Origin of the sequence: Bacillus sp. L381, assembly GCF_030284525.1 — a bacterium.
Taxonomy (GTDB): domain Bacteria; phylum Bacillota; class Bacilli; order Bacillales; family Bacillaceae; genus Bacillus; species Bacillus amyloliquefaciens.
The window spans coordinates 2,225,456-2,245,193 of sequence record NZ_CP127224.1; the positions used below are offsets into that span (position 1 = coordinate 2,225,456).

Sequence of the window (19,738 nt, forward strand, 5' to 3'; positions counted from 1 at the left end):
CACTCCTTTTTCATTAGGCCTGATTTTTGACCAGTTCTTTTTGATCGGCCGGCTCTTTAATCCCAGTCCCGTTAAGAACATATTCAATATCCTTTTTCAAACCGAACCAGTTTTTGTTCGTATGACCCGCCACAAGCACTTCATTGTCACCGGTTTTGATCCAGATTCTTCTATGCTGCCAGTACATTCCTTGAATGACGCCGATCATAAAGATCGCGCCGCCGACGGCAAGCACCCATAAGGTTAAATCTTTTCTGACGGTCAGTCCTGTAATGTTTTTCGTTTCCACGTGGTCAAATTTTAATTTGTACTTGTTATTCGCGGAACCTTCAACAGTCTGCTGAATCGCAACAAAGCTTTTCTCCCCTTTCGGCTTGTCAGGAGCCGTGACTTTAAAGACAAAAGCCGGATTGTTCGGAACCTTCGTTTTCGTGCTCGGTTCTCCGTCCTTGTTAAAATAAAAATCAGGAAGATAACTGGCGATCTGCACTTTGTAACCGTTACCAAGATCATAGTCCGTGTCTGGATCAAGAAGATTGATCTTCAGTCTGCCGAATGACTGTTTTGTTTTTTGGTCGATCAGCTGAAACACCATCTGATCGAGCTGGTTTTCTTTATAGTCCACCTGGTACACGGAATAGGAGTCGAACCGCAGCGGTTCATTGACGCGGATATTGTTTTCTTTGACTCTTTTAAGCTTCGGCTTTTCACCGAATACAATGTCGCCTTCCCTCTTGTACAAAACCGCGTCCGTGATGAAGGATTTAGCGACTTTGCCGTTTCCGGCTCTGTCAATGGCGTCGGCGAATACTTTTTTCTCAGTGTTTTTGTTATAGGTCTGCATGGCGAACCGGTTGTTTTTTAAGTAATATTTGCCGTCAGTGCCGGGAATCTGGGCGGTTTCGCCTTCTCGGACCCAGAGGGTTTCATCGACATACATCCCCGGGACAAACCTCAGCATGGCTCCGATCAGAAAAATGATCAGGCCGATATGATTGACGTAGGGCCCCCACCTTGAAAAGCGCCCTTTTTCTGCCAGAATGCTTCCCTCTTGTTCTCGCACTCTATAATGCTTTTTTTTCAAACGTGTTCTGATGCCATCAGCCGCGTCCGCGCTCAGCCCGGTTTCCGTCCGGCTGTATAGGCGCTGCCTCCTCAAAAAGACCGGATTCCGCTGAACTCCTTGATTTTTCAGCGCTCTGTACAGAGGAATCACCCGATCCAGGCTGCAGATGACAAGTGATATGCCGATGGATGCGATCAGGAGCATATACCACCATGAACCGTACAGGTGATGAAATCCAAGCAGATAATAGATTTTGCCGATTATGCCGTACTGCTGTTCATAATATGTATCCGGCTGGGCGCCCGGCGGCAGATAAGCTTCCTGCGGAAAAACCGTGCCGAATGCTGAAGCCGCCAGAGTAATGACGATCAGCCATATTCCGACTTTAACGGAAGAAAAGAAATTCCATACTTTATCTACGATTGTTTTGTTATATGTTTGCGAACGTCTTGCGCTGCCGTCGTACCGCATATCGGCAAGCGGCGACTTTTGATCATCAAGCGGCTTCCCGCATGACTCGCACAAAACCGTTCCGGCTGGATTCACGTGCCCGCATTCACATTTGACCTTTTTCATGAAGACGCCTCCGGCTTAATTAAATTCATATAGTCATGAACCATGCGTTCTGTCATCGTGCCGGTCACCACTTTCACAACTTTTCCGTCGGGATTGATCAAAAATGTCGTCGGGATAGGCGCTACGCCGTACGCGTCCAGCACTTGCCGGTCAGTATCAAGCGCAACCGGGAAATTGACGCCGTATGTTTTCATAAAATTATGTACTGCAATTTTTGATTCGCCGACATTTACCGCAACCACCTCAACACCGAGGTCTTTAAAATGCTTATATTGATTCTCCATATAAGGGAATTCCTGCTTGCAAGGCTCGCACCACGTTCCCCAGAAATTCAGAAAAACACCTTTTCCTTTTAACTGACTCAGTTCTATGTTTCTGCCCTCTGTATCTTTCAGCGCGAAATTCGGGGCTTTGGACCCCTCAGATATACGCTCGCCGTTTGTGTAAACAGCGTTATAGATGGTATATCCGAGCGCGCAGAGTAAGATGAGAAGGATGCCGGTCCGAATGAATAAACGCCGCCGTTTTTTGTTCATTGTACACTGCTCCCCTCCCCTGCCTGCAAATCCATTCAATTATATCATCTTCACGTTTTGTAATTTTTGAAGGTTATGTGAAAATTAGAAAGCGTTTTTACCGTGGTCGGCTAAAGCCCGCAGCCTTTTCACCTCATGCGGCGTCAATTCTCTTGCGTCTCCTGTGTGAAGGCCTCTTAAATCTAAAAATGCGTATTCTTCACGTTTGAGTTTCAGCACGTCATGACCGATCGCCTCGAACATGCGGCGGACCTGTCTGTTCCGGCCTTCATGAATCGTCAGCTGAATGATGCTCGTCTGCTTTCTTTTGTCCAGGGAAAGCATTTTCGCTCTGGCCGGAGCCGTCTTGCCTTCTTCAAGCTGAATGCCGCGCTCAAGCTTTCTCAGAAGTTCCTTGGAAGGAATCCCTTTCACTTTGGCGACGTATGTCTTATCAATTTCGTATTTCGGATGCATAAGTTTGTTGGCAAACTCGCCGTCATTTGTCAGCAATAAAAGACCGCTCGTATCATAATCAAGCCTGCCGATCGGATAAATGCGCTGCGGCACTTCTTTGAAGAAGTCGGTCACCACTTTCCGCCCTTTGTCGTCGTCAGCTGCTGAGATCACTCCTCTCGGTTTATAAAGCAGAAAGTACACGGGTTCTTCCCGCTCCACCTTTAATCCGTTTACTTCAATCTGATCAGAGCTGGTCACTTTTACGCCGAGCTCTGTTATTACTTTTCCATTCACCTTTACTTTTCCTTCTTTTATCAGCTCTTCTGCCTTTCTGCGTGATGCCACGCCGGCATGAGCAATAACTTTTTGCAGTCTTTCCATGTCGTTCACCTCAAGTATAATCTTACTTTTTTCCCCTTGAACAAACAAGCTTTTTCAAGGAGAGTTATTCTGATATATAAAAAGCGCCTGATTCAGGCGCTTCCAAATAATAACGTAACTATGATGATTGATGCAACCACTCCGATCAAATCAGCAAGAAGACCCACCTTTAAAGCATCTCCCATTTTTTTTATGCCGACCGCCCCGAAGTACACCGTCAGGACATACAGCGTCGTGTCAGTCGATCCCTGCATGACAGAAGCCAGTCTGCCGATAAATGAATCAGGCCCGTACACGGCGATCAAATCTGTCGTCATCCCGAGCGCCGCCGTACCTGAAATCGGACGGATCAGAGCAAGCGGCACGACCTCTGCCGGAATGCCGAGCGCCGTAAAGAAAGGCTTGCAAAGCCCCATAACAAAATCCAGCGCGCCTGAAGCCCGGAATACGGTGATCGCCACAAGCATCCCGACCAAAAACGGAATGATGGAAAACGCAATCTCAATTCCTTCTTTTCCGCCTTCAACGAATGATTCATACGTCGGCACTTTTTTGATCGTGCCGTATATCAATATACCGGCGATAATAATCGGGATCATGGCTAAAGACAGCCAATTCACCATTTCCATTCGCTTACCTCCCTTTTCTTTTGCGGCGGTACCAGAAGTAGCGGTCAATGAAAATTGCGCCGATTCCCGAAATTAAAGTCGCTAAGATAGTCGGTCCGACGATATCGGTCGGTGATTTCGCCGAATAAGCCATGCGGACGGCAATGACGGTTGTCGGTATCAATGTAATGCTCGAAGTATTTACCGCCAAAAAGGTAATCATGGAACGGCTGGCCTCAGACTTGTTGCCGTTCAGCTTTTTCATCTGCTCCATAGCTTTAATGCCAAGGGGTGTCGCAGCATTTCCCAACCCGAAAAAATTCGCCATGAGATTTGATAAGATGTATCCCATAGCCGGATGATCAGGGGGAATATCAGGAAACAGCTTAGAAATAAACGGGCGGCACATTCTGCTGAATATATCCAAAAGGCCGGACTGCTCGGCTATTTTCATCAGACCGAGCCAGAACACGAGAACGCTCATTAATCCGAACGAGATCGTAACTGCTTCTTTCGCTCCTTTAAAAACCGCTTCATTCACATCCTGCAAGGTACCGTTAAACATCGCAAAAATAAGTCCGATTACCGTCAGACAGACCCAGATTAAATTGACCATACTGAACCGCCCGCCGCGCTCATAAACAGGCTCGTAAATGTTTCAATGAAATGCTTTTTCGGCTTTTTATGGCGCTCGTTTTCATAATAGACGGGGATCTTGGCGATCACTTTCCCGTCATGCATAACGGTCATCCGGCCGACGACATCAGGAATGAGAGAGGCATCCTTTTTCCAGGCTTTTTTCGGTTTTATTAAGGTTGTGCTGATTTTCACATCGTCGATTTCATCCTCTTTTAACAAATATTTGACATCACGGGTGATAAAAGCGTGTTTTCCGTAAAACGTCTTTTTCAGCTTCGGGATGCCGCCTTTTTTGGCGACGACATAGGTTTTATAGTTCTCAAAGACATAATTAAACATATTCATATGGTCATCCCAGTCATCCGGATCATTAATGGTGACTGCGATGAGATCCGTTCCGTCTTTTGAAGCCGTCGAAACGAGGGTCCGTTTCGCGATTTTTGTGTAACCCGTTTTTCCGCCCGTGCTGTAAGGATAGAGCCCTGTCAGAAGCTTGTTTTTATTTTTCCACACCCGGTCCATCGTTTCCGCTTTATACACTTTTGTGCCTGAAACGGTCCGGTATTCCTTGATCTTCATCGCGTATTTGGTCAAAAGCGCCATGTCATACGCCGTTGAATATAAACTTTCGTGGTCATCCAGTCCGTGCGGGTTTTGAAATTTTGTATTTTCCATCCCGATTTGCTCGGCTTTTTGGTTCATCATAAATACAAAACCGTCAAGGCTTCCGCCGACATATTCGGCTATTGCCGCAGCGGCGTCATTTCCTGATCTCAGCATAAGCCCGTATACGAGATCTTTCAGCTTTACTTTCTGTCCCGGCTGAAGATAAATTGCTGAACCTTCCGTTTTTACGGCATTCGGGGAAACAGTCACGGTCTCTTCCATCTTCCCTGATTCAATCGCCAGCACCGCCGTCATGATTTTAGTAATGCTTGCGATCCGCCGCTTATGATGTTCATCCTTAGCGAATAATACCCTGCCAGATGTTCCGTCAATTAAAATCGCGCTTTTTGCGCTGACATGTATTTGGGCATGTGCCGTATTTCCGTCTGTAATGGAAAGAAGAATAACAAAAGTCAAAAGAAATACGGCAGCTTTTTTGAGAAAGCGCATGAATGCTCACGTCCTTGTTGTGGGTTTGTACAAGTTTATGCGCATGTCCATGACTTATGAATACCAATTACATCACTTTACATAAAAAAACTCTCCCAAAAGGGAGAGTTTTTATCTGGCTGATACCATGTTTGAGCCTGATGCTTCATATTGCGCCAATTCTTCCCGCATGCGCAGAAACTCACTGCTGAGCGAAAGCAGAAGGCTCCGCAGCGAGTCCGGCACTCGCTGGTAAAATTCAATCGCGCTTTGTCCTGTATATGCGGCGCGGCTGTTTTCATACCATGTATCCTTTTTCGGCATAAAAAACTCTTCCACGCACTGATGATACACTTTATACAGGGTTTTTTCCGCTCTCGCCTCATGAAACGGCTCCTGCATTAAGAGCCGGCGGCAGGCTTCCTGGGCGCCTTCGCAAAAGACGGTCATCCGTCTCAGCACACTGAGCACGTCGCGGCAGTATGCCTCATCCGCCTTTCCCGAAGCCTGCATCTCCGGTAATGTTGTATGATTTAAATAACTGCTGACCATCGTGACAACCTCGGCTAAAAATTTACCAGTTTCTTCAGTATGGGCCCTCACACTCGAATTTCCCATTTTCGTCCGTTTCCTTCCTCTCTTGTACTTCGTCAATGTGCGTCATTCATCAATGGCCTTTCCCTACTATCGTATGATGAAAAACCGTTATTATTTAATATCCTCAAAAGTTTGGTTGAAGTTTTCAAAGAACAAGTCGGCTTCCTCCTGGAGGACGTCTTCTTCCGCATTTTCAGGAAGCGGCGGGAGCTCGTCCAGTGTTTTTAAGCCGAATTGTTCAAGAAATACAGGTGTCGTGCCGTATAAAATCGCCCGGCCGGGACCGTCGGCGCGTCCAACCTCACACAGCAGCGCTTTTGACACGAGGCTGTGCAGGATCCGTTCAGACTTCACGCCCCGGATATCTTCAATTTCTGCCCGTGTGATCGGCTGCTTGTACGAAACAATCGCCAGCACTTCTAAAGAGGCCTGTGACAGCCCCTTTGACGGCACTTCGATTAATTTTTTCAAATAAGGCACGAATTCTTTTTTCGTTCCAAGCATATACGTATCCGCATATTCGGTCAGCTCGATGCCCCTGCCGTCTTCCTTGTACTGTGCGGCCACTTCTTCCATAATTCCGGCCAGCTCCGCTTCTTCTATTTCAAGCACTGTCACCAATTGCTTTTTGGTCAGCCCCTCATCACCCGCCGCATACAGCAGGGCTTCCACAATCGCTTTCCAATTCACGATATCAAGCGCCATGAATGGATTCACTCCCCGTAATGTATATATCTGAAAAGTTTTCTTCCTGTTCGATGATAATCTGCTGATTTTTCATCAGCTCCAGAACTGCTAAAAACGTCACGACGAGATGGTCTTTTTGCCGAGAAGGAAAAAGCTCCGTGAAGTTTATTCTTCTTCCCGCCGTCTTTAAGCTTTTTACGATTTCGTTCATTCTGTCTTCAATCGGTATTTCCTGTCTTGTAATGGTCGTTTCTTTCGGCCGCGTAATTTTTTTACGCTGAAGCACCTTTTGAAACGCGCCGATCATGTCATAAACGGTCACCGAAAGCTTCTGCTCCGTCTGTTTGATTTCTTTAGCATACTCACTTAAATCACTCGGCGGCTTCGTAAATGACTTTTGTCTTTCTTCTTCCCGCTCTTTTAAATCTTTCGCAGCGGTTTTATATTTTCTATACTCAATCAGCTTTTCAATCAGCTCGTCCCGAGGGTCTTCTTCTTCAAGCATTTCGTCTTCAAACAGCTCTTCCTCTTGTTTCGGAAGCAGCATTCTGCTTTTAATGCTGAGAAGAGTCGCCGCCATGACCAGATATTCACTGGCGACATCAAGTTCAAGCACTTGCATTGTATGTACATATAATAAATATTGTTCAGTAATGGTTGCCACGGGTATGTCGTATATGTCGATTTCAAGACGGTTAATCAGATGAAGCAGCAGGTCCAATGGGCCTTCAAACGTATCAATTTTCACTTGATATTCTACCATTATCTCACCATTTTCAATATCACTCTCATTGCCGGAAAAACTGGCTACCCTTTAGTATAATCCACCGAAATGCTCGCGTCCAATACTTTTCTAATCGTGCTCCGTTATTTAGAAAATACTGAAAAAGAAGATATATGCCTATACCTTTAAAGGCGGATGCACATATGATAGCCGTGTAAACATGAAACAAAGGGAGGCTGATTTCACATGGGCGGAGCTTGTTTCGGCGGAGGATTTGCATTAATTGTCGTTCTGTTTATATTGCTCGTTGTCGTAGGGGCATCTTACATCTGCTAGTTCATCAGGCTTCAGACACCAAGCCGCTCTTTTTTCCTTTTCATAGCGCTGTGGTACACTGGGTTTAGCATAAAAGGGGGAAGCGGCTTGTATCCAAAAGCTTATATCGGCTTTTTGGCCGAATTTCACGCATCAAGAGATTATTTTGAGTGTCATGAACTGTTAGAGGAATATTGGAAAGAAAGCCCGCCTGAGAAGCGGAGCATTCATTGGGTCGGCCTGATTCAGCTTGCCGTCGCACTGTATCACCAGCGAAGGGGGAATGAAGCCGGGGCTAAACGGCTGATTGCCAACAGCTTACGTATTCTGCGGTCTGAAAAGCAGGCTGTCAGCTCTCTCGGTCTCAGTCATCCGAAGCTGATTGAGCTGATAGAATCGCTGTCTGACAACATAGAAGCGGGCCTGCCGTACAAAAGTGTTATGCTGCCGATTACAGATGAAACTTTGAAAGAAGCATGTCTTGCCGAATGCCGCCGCAAGGGCTATATATGGGGGCAAGACGGCGTATCCGATACCTTTCTTATTCATAAACACCGTCTGCGGGACAGGACGGATGTCATCATGGAACGCGAACGGGAAATTGAGAAAAGAAAAAAAAGCAGAGGCTGACCGTCAGCTCTGCTTTTTCTATATAAAAACAGCTCCCGAAACCGTGATGATTCCGGGAGCATTTGTCAGTTATTATATGAAATATCCTGATCTGTTTGATGTTGACAGCGTTCAAAAAAGCTTTGCGTTAATTCATTCGGAACGAGCGCCTCCGTTTTGAACAGACGTTTTAAGGCGTCCATCATTTGCTTTCCGATTCCTTGATGGCGGTGAGAAGGATTCACGCTGATATGACGGATTTCAACCTCCGAGTCTTTTTTTTCGACTCCGATCGCTCCGACGATATCTTCATCCTCTTTCCAAAGAAAGAGCTGGCGGCCAGTATCCGTTTCATAGTCCTTCATTGTCTGCTGAAGCTGCTTAAGATCTTTTTCATTCGGCATAAATGACAGAAGACCCATCGCAATCTTTTCAAACGATTTTTTATAACGAATTAACATAAAAACCCCTCTATATCCAAAATGTCCATTCATGTCCTATCAAACGGATACATAAAGGCGATCCGTTTTCTCACATTATATCATTTTCGCCGCGGTTTTAAACGCTTTTCAACAAATTATTCAAATGAGCGGTTTAAATTTGCCATTTCAATCGCGGATACTGCGCAATCCGCCCCCTTATTTCCGGCTTTTGTTCCGGCGCGTTCGATAGCCTGCTCAATGGTTTCAGTCGTCACGATGCCGAAGATAACCGGGACGCCCGTCGCCGTTCCCGCCTGAGCGATGCCTTTTGCCGCTTCGTTGCAGACATAATCATAATGCGTTGTCGCTCCTCTGATCACCGTGCCGAGTGTAATGACGGCATCGTATTTTTTCGTTTCCGCCATTTTTTTTGCGGCAAACGGGATTTCAAACGCTCCCGGCACCCAAGCGACATCAATGTCATTTGATTCTACACCGTGGCGGATCAATGTGTCTTCCGCTCCGCTTAACAGCTTGCTCGTAATAAATTCATTAAATCTGCCGACGACGATTCCGATTTTAAGTCCTGTTCCAACTAGGTTTCCTTGTATGATATTCATATGTTATCCATCCTTTTTTGTGAGATTTGTTTTTAGAAATGAAGCAAGTGTCCGAGTTTTTTCATTTTGGTTTGTAAATACTGCTTGTTGTGCTCACTCGCTTCCATTTGAAGCGGCACCCGATCTGAGATGCTTAGTCCGTACCCTTCAAGACCGGCGATTTTCCGGGGGTTATTGGTTAAAAGTTTCATATGCTGAACCCCTAAATCGCGGAGAATCTGGGCGCCGATGCCATAGTTGCGCAAATCAGGCAGAAAGCCGAGCGCTTCGTTCGCTTCAACCGTGTCGTACCCTTGTTCCTGCAATCGATACGCTTTCAGCTTATTGATGAGACCGATTCCTCTGCCTTCCTGACGCAAATACAATAAGACGCCTCGGCCTTCTTCAGCAATTTGCGCAAGCGCGGCATGAAGCTGAGGCCCGCAATCACAGCGGTGGGATGCAAACACATCGCCAGTCAGGCATTCTGAGTGCACTCTGACAAGAACGGGTTCGCTGTTAAACGGGACATCGCCCATGACAAAGGCGAGATGTTCTTTTCCGTCAACCTCGTTTGTATATCCGTAAACCCGGAACGTGCCGAAGTCAGTCGGCAGCGTAATGTCAACTTCTCTGTTCACAAGTGTCGTAATGTTGTAGCGGTATTCTATTAAGTCTTTTATCGTAATCATTTTCAGCTGGTGGCGTTTGGCGATTTCGGCTAACTCCGGCACTCTGGCCATTGTGCCGTCTTCATTCATAATTTCACAAATGACGCCCGCTCCTTGAGAACCGCATGCTTTTGCAAGGTCAACGGCTGCTTCCGTGTGGCCCGCCCGCTTCAGGACGCCTCCTTTTTTTGCGATTAAGGGAAAAATATGGCCCGGACGCTGAAAATCGTCAGGGACAGATTCTTCGTTCAGCAGCGCCTGAATCGTAAAGGAACGTTCCTGAGCGCTGATGCCCGTTTTTGTCAGCTTGTGGTCAATGCTGACTGTAAACGCGGTCTCATGTGAGTCTGTATTATGATCGACCATCGGATGAAGATCCAGCCGGCCGGCGATGTCTTCAGAAAGCGGCGTGCAGATCAGGCCTCTCCCGTGGGTCGCCATAAAATTCACCACTTCAGGCGTAGCATGCTCAGCGAGCGCTACGAAATCTCCTTCGTTTTCTCTGTCTTCATCATCGACAACGATGATGACTTCACCTTTTTTCAGCGCTTCTATTGCCTCTTCTATCGGATGAAACATATTGATCTCCCTTTCTAAAAGCCGTTCTCGCTTAAAAAGGCTTCTGTGATAGTTTGATTGCTTTTCGTTTGTTCTGTTTTGTGCAAAAAGCGGTATAAGTATTTGCCGATCATGTCGCACTCAATATTGACGATCGATCCGACTGCTTTCGTCCGAAAAATCGTTTCTGAGATAGTATGCGGAATGACGGATACCGTCACACTTTCGTCTGATAAGCCGAAAATCGTCAGGCTCACGCCGTCTACCGTAATCGAACCTTTCAATACGAGCGTTTTCGTCAATTCGGGAGAAAGTTTTAAGTCGTAATAGACCGCGTTGCTTTTTTTCTCGATCCGTGTAATTTCCGCCGTCCCGTCTACGTGCCCTGATACAAAGTGGCCGCCGAACCGTCCGTTGGCGGACATTGCTCTTTCCAGGTTCACTTTACTGCCTTTTGACAAGCCGTTCAGCGAAGTGGCTTTAACTGTCTCCGGCATGACATCAACCGTAAATTGATTGTCAGAAAATCCGGTTACGGTCAGGCAGATGCCGTTTACCGCAATGCTGTCGCCAAGGCTCACATCACTTGTCACTTTTGAAGCGGCGATGGTTAATGCCATGGAAAGGCCTGTCTTTTTGATTGCTTGGATCGTGCCTGTTTCTTCAACGATTCCTGTAAACATCGTCACCATCCTTTCCATCTTTAGGTATGGCCGTCAGTTTTATATCCGGCCCGATTTGGGTAATTTGTGTGAATTGTAAATGGGGGACATCTTTCATTGATTGAAAACCTTCACCGGAGATCAAGCTGGGAGCAAGCGTTCCTCCGATTAATGTAGGGGCGAAATAGAAATGAAGCTCGTCGAAACAGCCCGCTTTGACAAAACTCCCGTGTACAGATGCTCCTCCTTCCACATAAACGGACATTATGCCGTTTTCAGCGAGAATGCTGAGCACCTCAGGGATGTGAATGCGGTCTGTTTCAAGCGTAAAGACTTTTATTCCGAGTGCGGTCAGCCGGTCTTTCTTTTGAACATCAGAACCTGCGGCTGTAAATATCCATGTCGGCGCAGCCCCGTCAGTGAGCACATTTGCCGTTTCAGGAACGGTCAGCTTTGTATCGAGAATGACTCTGACCGGCTGCTTCACCGCATCGGGAAGCCTGCATGTCAGGCTTGGATTATCGGCTTTGACTGTGCCTGCTCCGACAAGAATGCATTGATGCGATTTCCTGTATTGCTGGGCATCAAGCCTAGCCGCCTCTGATGTAATCCATTTGCTGTCACCGGTTTCAGTCGCTGTTTTCCCGTCAAGGCTTGCGGCCGCTTTCAAGGTGACATACGGAAGTCCGGTCCGCATGAAGTGAAGAAACATTTTATTCAGCTCTTCTGCCTGCTGCCTGAGAATCCCGGTTTTCACTTCGATGCCCGCTGCTTCCAGCATTGTGATGCCTTTTCCGGCTACAAGCGGATTTGGGTCTTTTACAGCGATAAACACCCTTTTTATCCCTGATTTCATGATCAGTTCGGCACATGGCGGTGTTTTTCCGTAATGGCTGCAAGGCTCCAGCGTCACATACAAATCAGCGCCTTTTGCATGGCTGCCTGCCATATTGATCGCGTGCACCTCCGCATGGGCCTCTCCGTATTGCAAGTGGGCGCCCATTCCGACGATCTGGCCGTTTTTGACGACGACGGCGCCAACAAGAGGATTCGGCTGTGTCTGTCCTTCACCGCGTCTGGCAAGCTCTATCGCCGTATTCATATAATATTCTTCCATCTTTATCCCTCCCTTCTTCCACGCAATTTGGCGTCAAAAAAGCCCCGAATGTTTACACAGTTCGGGGCTTTACCAGTTTTAATCCATAGGAAATAAGACTATACAGTATGATTATTTTTTGCATAGCTTCTCTCATCCTTCTCCCATCCAGACTTTCACTGTCGGCTTCAGCTTTTCACTGAATCCACCGTATACAGATGCATACGGGTCACGGGCTGTAAAGCGCAGGAGCGCCTTATTACCGCCGGTCGGGATTTTCACCCAGCCCCGAAGGATACAATCAATATTTTTTTGTCCTTATCCGCTATTATAACATCCTTTACAGGAGGCGCAATGAATTTGCACCTAATTATTCAGAAAAATAAAAAGCGCCTTTTTTCCAAAAAGGCGCCTTCATTTATTCGTTTACTTTAACAACCTTCAATAAGCCGTCAATCCGGTTCGATTTGCTGAAATACGCTTTAATCTTATCTCCTTTTTTCACATCGGAGAGATCCTGTGTCAGCTTGTCGCCGTTAAAAATGATTTTTGTGCCGTTTGCTGCCGTACCATGGTATTCATTTCCTTCTATTTTCGTAATTTTATATGTTTTCACTGTATATTCTTCTTTTTCCTGAGACAGGGTTTGTCCGATCGCAGTCGGCACGTCTTTCAGTTCAATATCGTTTATGACCATAAAACCGCCCGCCAATAACAGCAGCAGTACAAGTAAAATGGCTGCTTTTGTTTTAATTCTTTCCATTTTTCTACCTCCAGCCCGTATCAATCTATTCATTACTATGTCATATTCCTTTTTTTCATGAATAGAAAACCGTTCTTCCCTGCGTGAGTTATTCATATAACGAGTCATAAAGGGAAGATGTTTCATGTATCTGTAAAACTTTCTATCTATTAAATAGATATACGAATTTATGTTCTGTTTTTGTGGGTAGAAAGATAAATTTATAAAAAAAAGCAGTTTTCTCTAAAGAAAACTGCTCGTACGGTTTATTTTGTCTTGCGGATTTCATTAAACGGGAAGAAGACGAATTTTGATGTTCCCGCTATTTGTTTTTTCGTAAAAAGACCGAGGCCGTTGCGGCTGTCCATAGAGTTTCTGCGGTTATCACCCATGACGAAATATTTGTCGTCCGGCACTTTCACCGGGCCGAAGTCATCCGTCAGCGTGTCATAGCCGTCCTGCTTCGCCTTTTTCTTGTTTGCCGCTAAATACGGTTCGGACACTTTTTTGCCGTTGATGTACAGCTGATCGTTTTTCATTTGCACCGTGTCGCCGGGAAGTCCGATAATCCGTTTGACATAGTGCTCGTTTTCTCCGTTCAGAACGACGATCTGGCCGCGTTTGAAGTCGCTTATGTATTTGACCGTCATATTGACAAAGATCCTCTCGCGGTCATGCAGAGTCGGTTCCATTGATTCCCCGTCAACGACATAAGGAGCAAATAAAAAGTTGCGGATGAGCACTGCCAGAACGACAGCGATGATAATGGCTTTCGCCCAATCAAGTACGGCGCTTTTTTTAGAAGTTTTTTCTTTTTCTGATTTCAAGTGATTTCCTCCCATTAGCCATGGTTGTTTTTTATTTTACCATGAATCCCTGCACAGAGGGCAAATAAGCCCCGCACCTCATCCATTTTTTTCATTTCACAAGCTGGATCTGCTGATTTTACGGTATTTCACGAAGCTTCCGATCCGCCAAATGCACAAATACACAAAAGCAAGCTCCATTGTTAAAACGGCAAATTCCGCCGCGTCAATGTTTTTGAAATATTGACTGAGCACGATACGGATCGCAATAATCGCAATAATGACATATTTAAAGTTTTTATTCCGCTTGGAGTAGACAAAGCCGTCTTCCCGGATTTCATATGCGGTTTGTGACAGCATAATGACGCCAAATACCGCGCCTAACAGTCCGGCGATGGCTAGCTCCCAAACAGCGGGAAGATGAAACGGCTTTCCCGGGATATTCATGAGCTGGCTGATGCTGAACGAAAAAATGACGGCGATAATCAAAAGCGGAAGAATGATGCCGAAGCCGCCGCCTTTAATCGGCCTGTTCCCCTTTTTCATTCTGAACCAAAAAATAAGTGCAATAATGATAATGACAAATAAAACGGTTGCCAATTGAACCAACATTTTTACCTCTTTTCATTGTTGTAATCGGTCTTTTACACTATACCAGAGTGACCGCTACAGTTCATATATGTATTTTTTCATGATTTACACATGAGAATTTTCATATACATAAAAAAACCCGCCTGAAAAGGCGGGTTTTCCGTCATTAACCTTCTACACGGACTTCTTTCATTTTGTCTCCGTTAGACATGTTTTTCGCGTGCTCTAAACCGCTTGTCACTTTTCCGAATACAGTGTGAACGCCGTTTAAATGCGGCTGCGGCTCATGTACGATGAAGAATTGGCTTGAACCCGTGTCTTTACCGGCATGCGCCATTGATAAAGAACCGGCTTCGTGCTTATGCGGGTTGCCTTCTGTTTCACATTTGATCGTTTTTCCGCTTCCGCCCATGCCTGTCCCAGTCGGATCTCCGCCTTGGCTGACAAAGCCCGGAATCACGCGGTGGAAAATAACGCCGTCATAAAAGCCCGTATTCGCCAGGTTTTCAAAGTTAGCGACTGTATTAGGCGCTTCATTCGGATAAAGTTCAAATTCGATTCTGCTGCCGTTTTCCATTTCGATGTAACCAGTTTTCATTCTCATTCCTACTTCCATATGTTTTTTGTCAAAGCCTTCTCCTGCATGAATTTTCAATTGTAAGCCGGCTTTCTTTTTGATATTCTTTTGAAGGAAGATGCGTCTGCTCTTCTTTTCGCGGCTTATTATACCACACCTTCAGCCGGAAAACGAATCTCCCAGCTTCCAAAGAAAGAAAATGAAACCAGAACAGCTTCACAGCCGTCTATGTAACGGAACTGCTTCACGCAGGGCCTCACAAACCGCTTCAAAACGGCATTTGTGAAAAGAAGGAGGTTAACCGCTTTGAAAAAAATGTGGATTGGATTGCTGGCGGCGGCCGTTGTATTGTGCACAATACCGAAAATCAGCCTGGCCGATGCCGCAGTCGGAGATGTCATCGTCACACTGGGAGCAGATCTGTCAAACGCAGACCGTCAAAAAGTGCTTGACGAATTAAATGTTCCTGATAACGCGACAAAAGTGACGGTCACTAATAAAGAAGAACATGAATATCTGGGAAAATATATATCGAATGCCCAAATCGGCACAAGAGCCATTTCTTCATCATCCATCACGGTGGAAAAGAAAGGGTCCGGGCTTGACGTCCAAACCCATAATATCAATTCCATTACGGATGAAATGTACTTAAACGCGCTGATGACAGCAGGCGTGAAAGATGCGAAAGTAAACGTGACGGCGCCGTTTGAAGTATCAGGAACCGCAGCATTAACAGGGATCATTAAGGCATATGAAGTTTCATCAGACAAAGCGATTTCAGAAGATGTAAAACAAGTAGCCAACCAAGAACTTGTCACAACATCAAAACTCGGAGATAAAATCGGAGATAAAAACGCCTCCGCGCTTATCGCAAACATTAAAGACGATTTCGCGAAAAACGGTGTGCCCGATACAAAAGAAGGAATCGAGAAAAAAGTCGATGATGCGGCATCAAACCTTAACATTACACTGACTGACGCTCAAAAAGACCAGCTTGTTTCATTGTTTAATAAAATGAAAAATGCCAAGATTGATTGGGGCCAAGTCGGCAATCAGCTTGATAAGGCTAAAGACAAAATCACAAAGTTCATTCAATCCGACGAAGGCAAAAGCTTTATTCAAAAAGTCATTGATTTCTTCGCTTCGATTTGGAATGCGATCGTATCTGTATTTACAGGAGACAGCGGATCAAGCTCTAACAGCTAAAACTACAAAGAGACCGGGACTGTATCGCCCCGGTCTCTTTTTTTGTTTATTGTTTGACTCCCGTCTTAAACGGCAGATCCAGCTTGACAATGTCTTCATAGGTTTCCCTTTTAATGACAAGATGCGCTTCGCCGTCTTCCACAAATACAACGGCGGGACGCGGAATGCGGTTATAGTTGTTAGCCATGCTGTATCCGTATGCTCCCGTGCAGAAAACGGCGAGCAGATCGCCTTCTTTCACTTCCGGAAGGTCTATATCCCAGATAAGCATATCTCCGCTTTCACAGCACTTACCCGCGATGGATACCGTTGTGTCGTGGTGTTCTGCGATTCTGTTTGCCGATACGGCTTCATATTTTGCCTGATAAAGCGCTGGACGGATATTATCGCTCATGCCTCCGTCAACCGCTGCATATTTACGGGTGCCGGGCACTTCTTTTTGCGAACCGATGGTATAAAGCGTCGTTCCGGCGTCTCCGACGAGCGAACGTCCCGGTTCAATCCAGATTTCCGGAATGTCAAAAGCGTATAGTTCTGCGTTTTCTTTTACCGCTTCAATAATTTTTTCCACGTAGTCGGCGGGATGAAGAGGTTCATCCTCCTCCGTGTAGCGGATGCCGAAGCCTCCTCCTAAATTCAGCACTTCAGAGACAAAGCCGAATGATTCTCTCCATTCATTCAGTTTTGCAAAGATTTTTTCCGCGGCCAGGACAAAGCCCGCCGTATCAAAAATTTGCGATCCGATATGGCAGTGAACGCCGAGAAGACGGATATAGTCTGACTGTAATACTTGCTCAATCGCCTTTTCTATTTGCCCGTTATGCAGATCAAAGCCGAATTTGGAATCTTCCTGCCCTGTCGTAATATAATCATGCGTGTGCGCCTCTACCCCCGGGGTGATCCGCAGAAGCACATCCATGGCGCGCCCTGATTTGCGGCACAGTTCCGCAAGTAAAGATATTTCATGAAAATTATCAACGACGATGCAGCCGATTTGATGATCGAGCGCCATTTTCAATTCTTCCCTGCTTTTGTTATTGCCGTGAAAATGTATCCTCTCAGCCGGAAAACCGGCCGAAACCGCCGTAAACAGCTCTCCGCCGGACACAACGTCCAATGAAAGCCCCTCCTGCTCAGCAAGCTGTATCATTGCAACGGAAGAAAACGCCTTGCTCGCATATGCGACCTGCGCTTTTAAATCCGCTTCAATGAATGCCTGTTTAAAGCTTTTAGCGCGCTCACGTATTAAAGCCACGTCATAAACATAAAGAGGCGTACCGTAATGCTCCGCTAAATACAGCGCATCCACACCTCCGATTTCCAGATGACCTAGTTTGTTTTGTCTGCTTGTGCCATGTAAGAACAATGCTCATTCCCTCTTTCTGATCCGCATATGGGTGAAAAGGACAGCTTTTTTTGAGCTGTCCTTATACAGGTCCCGTATAAGTTAAGACATACAATATCATAATCTTCTGTCGGTTTCAATGCGATTATGAACCGCTTGGCTGTCTTTGACGGTCTTTCGGGTGAACAATGCTCGGTCTGACTTTTGCTCCCGGCACTGTCGTCCGGACGAGCACCTGCCACAGCGCCTTGCCGTTAAATGGTAAAAACGGCCATAAATACGGCGTATGAAATGAGCGGATACTCGCCATTACGATCAGCAGCAATGTAAAGCCGATAACAAAGCCTTTCACTTTGAAAATGGCCACGAGAATCATTAAGATGAGACGTACCATTTTATTGGCGAGGCTGAGTTCATAGCTCGGCGTGGTGAATGATCCGATGGCGGCGATCGATACGTACAAAATCACTTCGGCTGAAAACAGCCCCACCGCTATGGCGATTTGTCCGATCAGCACCGCCGCAATCAGCCCCATGGCGGTCGATAAAGCGGTCGGCGTATGGATCGCGGCCATCCTGAGAAACTCAATGCCCAGATCGGCCAAAAAGATTTGCAGAATGATCGGGATATGCGTATTTTTATTTAAGCCGATAAAATCCAATCTTTCAGGCAGAAGAGACGGTTCGAGAACAAACAGGAACCAAATCGGAAGCAGAACAGTTGAAGCGATAATACCGAAAAACCTGATCCATCTTAAAAATGTCCCGACAGAAGGAGCCTGCCTGTATTCTTCCGCATGCTGAACATGGTGAAAAATCGTTGTGGGCGTAATGATAACGCTCGGTGACGTATCGACGACAATAATGACGTGCCCTTCCAAAATATGATTGGCGGCCACATCCGGGCGCTCCGTGTATCTGACCATCGGAAACGGGTTGTAGCCCTGCTTGACGATAAATTCTTCCACCGTTTTATCAGCCATCGTCAGCCCGTCAATGTCAATCGCATTCACTTCGTTTTCGACGATGCTGACAAGATCCGGATCCGCGATGTCCTCTATATACACTATGGCCAGATCGGTCTTAGAGCGCTCACCGACTTTCGTAATTTTGACGCGGAGCCTTTCGTCTCTGATTCTTCTTCTGATCAATGCTGTATTAATGACGATACTTTCTATAAAACCGTCTCTTGCCCCGCGCACGACCTTTTCCGTATCCGGTTCTTCGGGCGTGCGTCCGGGATAATTCCTGACGTCGACGACGAAAGCGAAGCCCGCGTCTTCAACGATAACAGCGACAAGTCCGGAAAGCACTTGATCCGTTGCTTCGTCGAGCGTTTTCACTTTTTGGACCTGCTGATTGACAAGCCTGTTTTCTACAACGTCAATCGCTTCATCCGCATTCTCGTCATAATTATTGACGTCGACGAGCTGTTCCATTAAATGAATGATAAACAAAGTATCGGTTAATCCGTTGACAAAGTAAATCTGGACTTCCCGGTCTAATACTCGAACTTTACGGACGCCGACATCATAGCTCGTTCCCATCCCGACGCGGTCTTTAAAAAATTGTTCATTTTTTCTAGGATCCCGGTACACCTTGATCATGTTTTCCGGTTTTTCCGGCATGATATTCGCTCCTTTCTAAAATGAATTCGACAGCCTTCATCGTAATCGGCGAGCCTTTGGAGATATCATCTTTTCTTCCCATCTTTCCTATGTCGCCGATGCCTACGATGAGGGGAACGTCCAGTTTGTCAAGACAATACACCGTGTCTCCGTTCATTCTGTGCTCGTCCATTTCTCTCATTCCGATTTTGTCGACGCCAAACTCCGTCACTTCTCCATCACGGTCAATGGAGACATCTACTTTCGTCCATTCAGCCTGATGGGTTTTAGAAGCGACCGCAATCACCCCCAGCACTTCAATGTCTTGATGTGAGGCGACATATTTCAGCGCCGTTTCGCCCGGTCCTTCACCTTGCAGGCCCGAATCGTCAAACATGACAAACACCGGGTCATTCGGCGCGGCTTTAATCAGCTGAATAAGTTCCGGACCGCTTCTGGTTGACGGGTTGCCCTTTGATTGGGAAATACACCGTCCGCCTGTTTTTTCCGCGGCATATTCAATCGTTTTGGCGGCGTATACGTCCCCGTCTGTCACAAGGATGACCTTCCGTTTCGTCATCAGGCA

The 19,738-nt window shown here is 46.2% G+C and carries 24 protein-coding genes and 1 riboswitch; of the genes, 3 read left to right on the forward strand and 21 right to left on the reverse strand.

Going from position 1 to position 19,738, the window contains the following annotated elements; all coding sequences use genetic code 11:
• Positions 1-13 precede the first annotated feature (13 nt).
• The 9 genes from resB to QRX25_RS11205 all read right to left on the reverse strand — a co-directional run bounded on the left by resB (position 14) and on the right by QRX25_RS11205 (position 7,386).
• Positions 14-1,642, reverse strand: a complete 1,629-nt coding sequence (gene resB / locus QRX25_RS11165; RefSeq protein WP_212098349.1) for a cytochrome c biogenesis protein ResB — start codon at positions 1,640-1,642, stop codon at positions 14-16.
• The gene (resA, locus tag QRX25_RS11170) at positions 1,639-2,178 is read right to left on the reverse strand and encodes a thiol-disulfide oxidoreductase ResA (protein ID WP_065981792.1); all 540 of its coding nucleotides are present in this window, start codon (positions 2,176-2,178) and stop codon (positions 1,639-1,641) included. Before resA ends, resB begins: the two co-directional genes overlap by 4 nt.
• 84 nt (positions 2,179-2,262) lie before the next feature.
• Complete coding sequence (gene rluB, locus QRX25_RS11175) at positions 2,263-2,997, reverse strand: 23S rRNA pseudouridine(2605) synthase RluB (protein WP_115997589.1); 735 nt, start codon at positions 2,995-2,997, stop codon at positions 2,263-2,265.
• 92 nt (positions 2,998-3,089) lie between these two features.
• Positions 3,090-3,626 (reverse strand): spore maturation protein, encoded by a 537-nt coding sequence (locus QRX25_RS11180; protein WP_013352722.1) that lies wholly within the window; start codon positions 3,624-3,626, stop codon positions 3,090-3,092.
• A gap of 4 nt (positions 3,627-3,630) precedes the next feature.
• Positions 3,631-4,221, reverse strand: a complete 591-nt coding sequence (locus QRX25_RS11185; RefSeq protein ID WP_071348077.1) for a nucleoside recognition domain-containing protein — start codon at positions 4,219-4,221, stop codon at positions 3,631-3,633.
• On the reverse strand, positions 4,209-5,360 hold the full coding sequence (locus tag QRX25_RS11190; protein ID WP_212098351.1) for a D-alanyl-D-alanine carboxypeptidase family protein: 1,152 nt from the start codon (positions 5,358-5,360) through the stop codon (positions 4,209-4,211). The genes QRX25_RS11185 and QRX25_RS11190 overlap by 13 nt, the downstream gene beginning before the upstream one ends.
• A gap of 111 nt (positions 5,361-5,471) precedes the next feature.
• Positions 5,472-5,957, reverse strand: a complete 486-nt coding sequence (locus tag QRX25_RS11195) for a DUF3907 family protein (RefSeq protein ID WP_065981794.1) — start codon at positions 5,955-5,957, stop codon at positions 5,472-5,474.
• A gap of 90 nt (positions 5,958-6,047) precedes the next feature.
• Positions 6,048-6,641, reverse strand: coding sequence for an SMC-Scp complex subunit ScpB (gene scpB / locus QRX25_RS11200; RefSeq protein ID WP_013352726.1), 594 nt, complete (start codon positions 6,639-6,641; stop codon positions 6,048-6,050).
• Positions 6,631-7,386, reverse strand: coding sequence for a segregation/condensation protein A (locus QRX25_RS11205; RefSeq protein ID WP_065522836.1), 756 nt, complete (start codon positions 7,384-7,386; stop codon positions 6,631-6,633). Before QRX25_RS11205 ends, scpB begins: the two co-directional genes overlap by 11 nt.
• Positions 7,387-7,593: 207 nt before the next feature.
• Here QRX25_RS11205 and QRX25_RS11210 point away from each other — a divergent pair, with 207 nt between their 5' ends.
• On the forward strand, positions 7,594-7,683 hold the full coding sequence (locus QRX25_RS11210) for a YjcZ family sporulation protein (RefSeq protein WP_076983148.1): 90 nt from the start codon (positions 7,594-7,596) through the stop codon (positions 7,681-7,683).
• Between the two features lie 87 nt (positions 7,684-7,770).
• Complete coding sequence (locus QRX25_RS11215; protein WP_065522835.1) at positions 7,771-8,292, forward strand: DUF309 domain-containing protein; 522 nt, start codon at positions 7,771-7,773, stop codon at positions 8,290-8,292.
• A gap of 65 nt (positions 8,293-8,357) precedes the next feature.
• On the opposite strand, the gene ribT is transcribed toward QRX25_RS11215, so the two are convergent.
• The 9 genes from ribT to QRX25_RS11260 all read right to left on the reverse strand — a co-directional run bounded on the left by ribT (position 8,358) and on the right by QRX25_RS11260 (position 15,016).
• Complete coding sequence (gene ribT / locus QRX25_RS11220; protein WP_065981795.1) at positions 8,358-8,732, reverse strand: GNAT family N-acetyltransferase RibT; 375 nt, start codon at positions 8,730-8,732, stop codon at positions 8,358-8,360.
• A gap of 116 nt (positions 8,733-8,848) precedes the next feature.
• The gene (gene ribH / locus QRX25_RS11225) at positions 8,849-9,313 is read right to left on the reverse strand and encodes a 6,7-dimethyl-8-ribityllumazine synthase (protein ID WP_013352730.1); all 465 of its coding nucleotides are present in this window, start codon (positions 9,311-9,313) and stop codon (positions 8,849-8,851) included.
• Between the two features lie 32 nt (positions 9,314-9,345).
• Positions 9,346-10,542: a bifunctional 3,4-dihydroxy-2-butanone-4-phosphate synthase/GTP cyclohydrolase II gene (locus QRX25_RS11230; RefSeq protein ID WP_212098354.1), complete on the reverse strand. Its 1,197-nt coding sequence runs from the start codon at positions 10,540-10,542 to the stop codon at positions 9,346-9,348.
• A gap of 14 nt (positions 10,543-10,556) precedes the next feature.
• On the reverse strand, positions 10,557-11,204 hold the full coding sequence (ribE, locus tag QRX25_RS11235; RefSeq protein WP_045510904.1) for a riboflavin synthase: 648 nt from the start codon (positions 11,202-11,204) through the stop codon (positions 10,557-10,559).
• On the reverse strand, positions 11,185-12,300 hold the full coding sequence (gene ribD / locus QRX25_RS11240) for a bifunctional diaminohydroxyphosphoribosylaminopyrimidine deaminase/5-amino-6-(5-phosphoribosylamino)uracil reductase RibD (protein ID WP_212098357.1): 1,116 nt from the start codon (positions 12,298-12,300) through the stop codon (positions 11,185-11,187). Before ribD ends, ribE begins: the two co-directional genes overlap by 20 nt.
• A 131-nt stretch (positions 12,301-12,431) precedes the next feature.
• Positions 12,432-12,579: riboswitch (FMN riboswitch) on the reverse strand.
• Between the two features lie 118 nt (positions 12,580-12,697).
• A complete protein-coding gene (locus QRX25_RS11245; protein ID WP_065981798.1) occupies positions 12,698-13,042 on the reverse strand; it encodes a hypothetical protein in 345 nt (114 codons plus the stop codon).
• A 245-nt stretch (positions 13,043-13,287) separates the two neighbouring features.
• A complete protein-coding gene (gene sipS / locus QRX25_RS11250; RefSeq protein ID WP_038462897.1) occupies positions 13,288-13,863 on the reverse strand; it encodes a signal peptidase I sipS in 576 nt (191 codons plus the stop codon).
• A gap of 81 nt (positions 13,864-13,944) precedes the next feature.
• Positions 13,945-14,436 carry a CcdC protein domain-containing protein gene (locus QRX25_RS11255; protein WP_212101724.1) on the reverse strand — a complete coding sequence of 164 codons (492 nt, stop codon included), beginning with the start codon at positions 14,434-14,436 and terminating at the stop codon, positions 13,945-13,947.
• Positions 14,437-14,584: 148 nt separating this feature from the next.
• Positions 14,585-15,016, reverse strand: a complete 432-nt coding sequence (locus QRX25_RS11260; protein ID WP_038463262.1) for a peptidylprolyl isomerase — start codon at positions 15,014-15,016, stop codon at positions 14,585-14,587.
• Positions 15,017-15,301: 285 nt separating this feature from the next.
• Between QRX25_RS11260 and QRX25_RS11265 the strand changes: the two genes are divergently transcribed.
• A complete protein-coding gene (locus QRX25_RS11265) occupies positions 15,302-16,201 on the forward strand; it encodes a DUF1002 domain-containing protein (protein ID WP_212098360.1) in 900 nt (299 codons plus the stop codon).
• Positions 16,202-16,247: 46 nt separating this feature from the next.
• Here the strand turns inward: QRX25_RS11265 and lysA are convergent, their stop codons facing one another.
• The 3 genes from lysA to spoVAEA all read right to left on the reverse strand — a co-directional run bounded on the left by lysA (position 16,248) and on the right by spoVAEA (position 19,735).
• On the reverse strand, positions 16,248-17,567 hold the full coding sequence (lysA, locus tag QRX25_RS11270) for a diaminopimelate decarboxylase (RefSeq protein WP_212098363.1): 1,320 nt from the start codon (positions 17,565-17,567) through the stop codon (positions 16,248-16,250).
• Between the two features lie 124 nt (positions 17,568-17,691).
• Complete coding sequence (locus QRX25_RS11275) at positions 17,692-19,173, reverse strand: spore germination protein (protein ID WP_065981803.1); 1,482 nt, start codon at positions 19,171-19,173, stop codon at positions 17,692-17,694.
• Entirely contained in the window at positions 19,127-19,735 is a 609-nt protein-coding gene (spoVAEA, locus tag QRX25_RS11280; protein WP_115997594.1) for a stage V sporulation protein SpoVABEA, read from the reverse strand. The genes QRX25_RS11275 and spoVAEA overlap by 47 nt, the downstream gene beginning before the upstream one ends.
• Positions 19,736-19,738 lie beyond the last annotated feature (3 nt).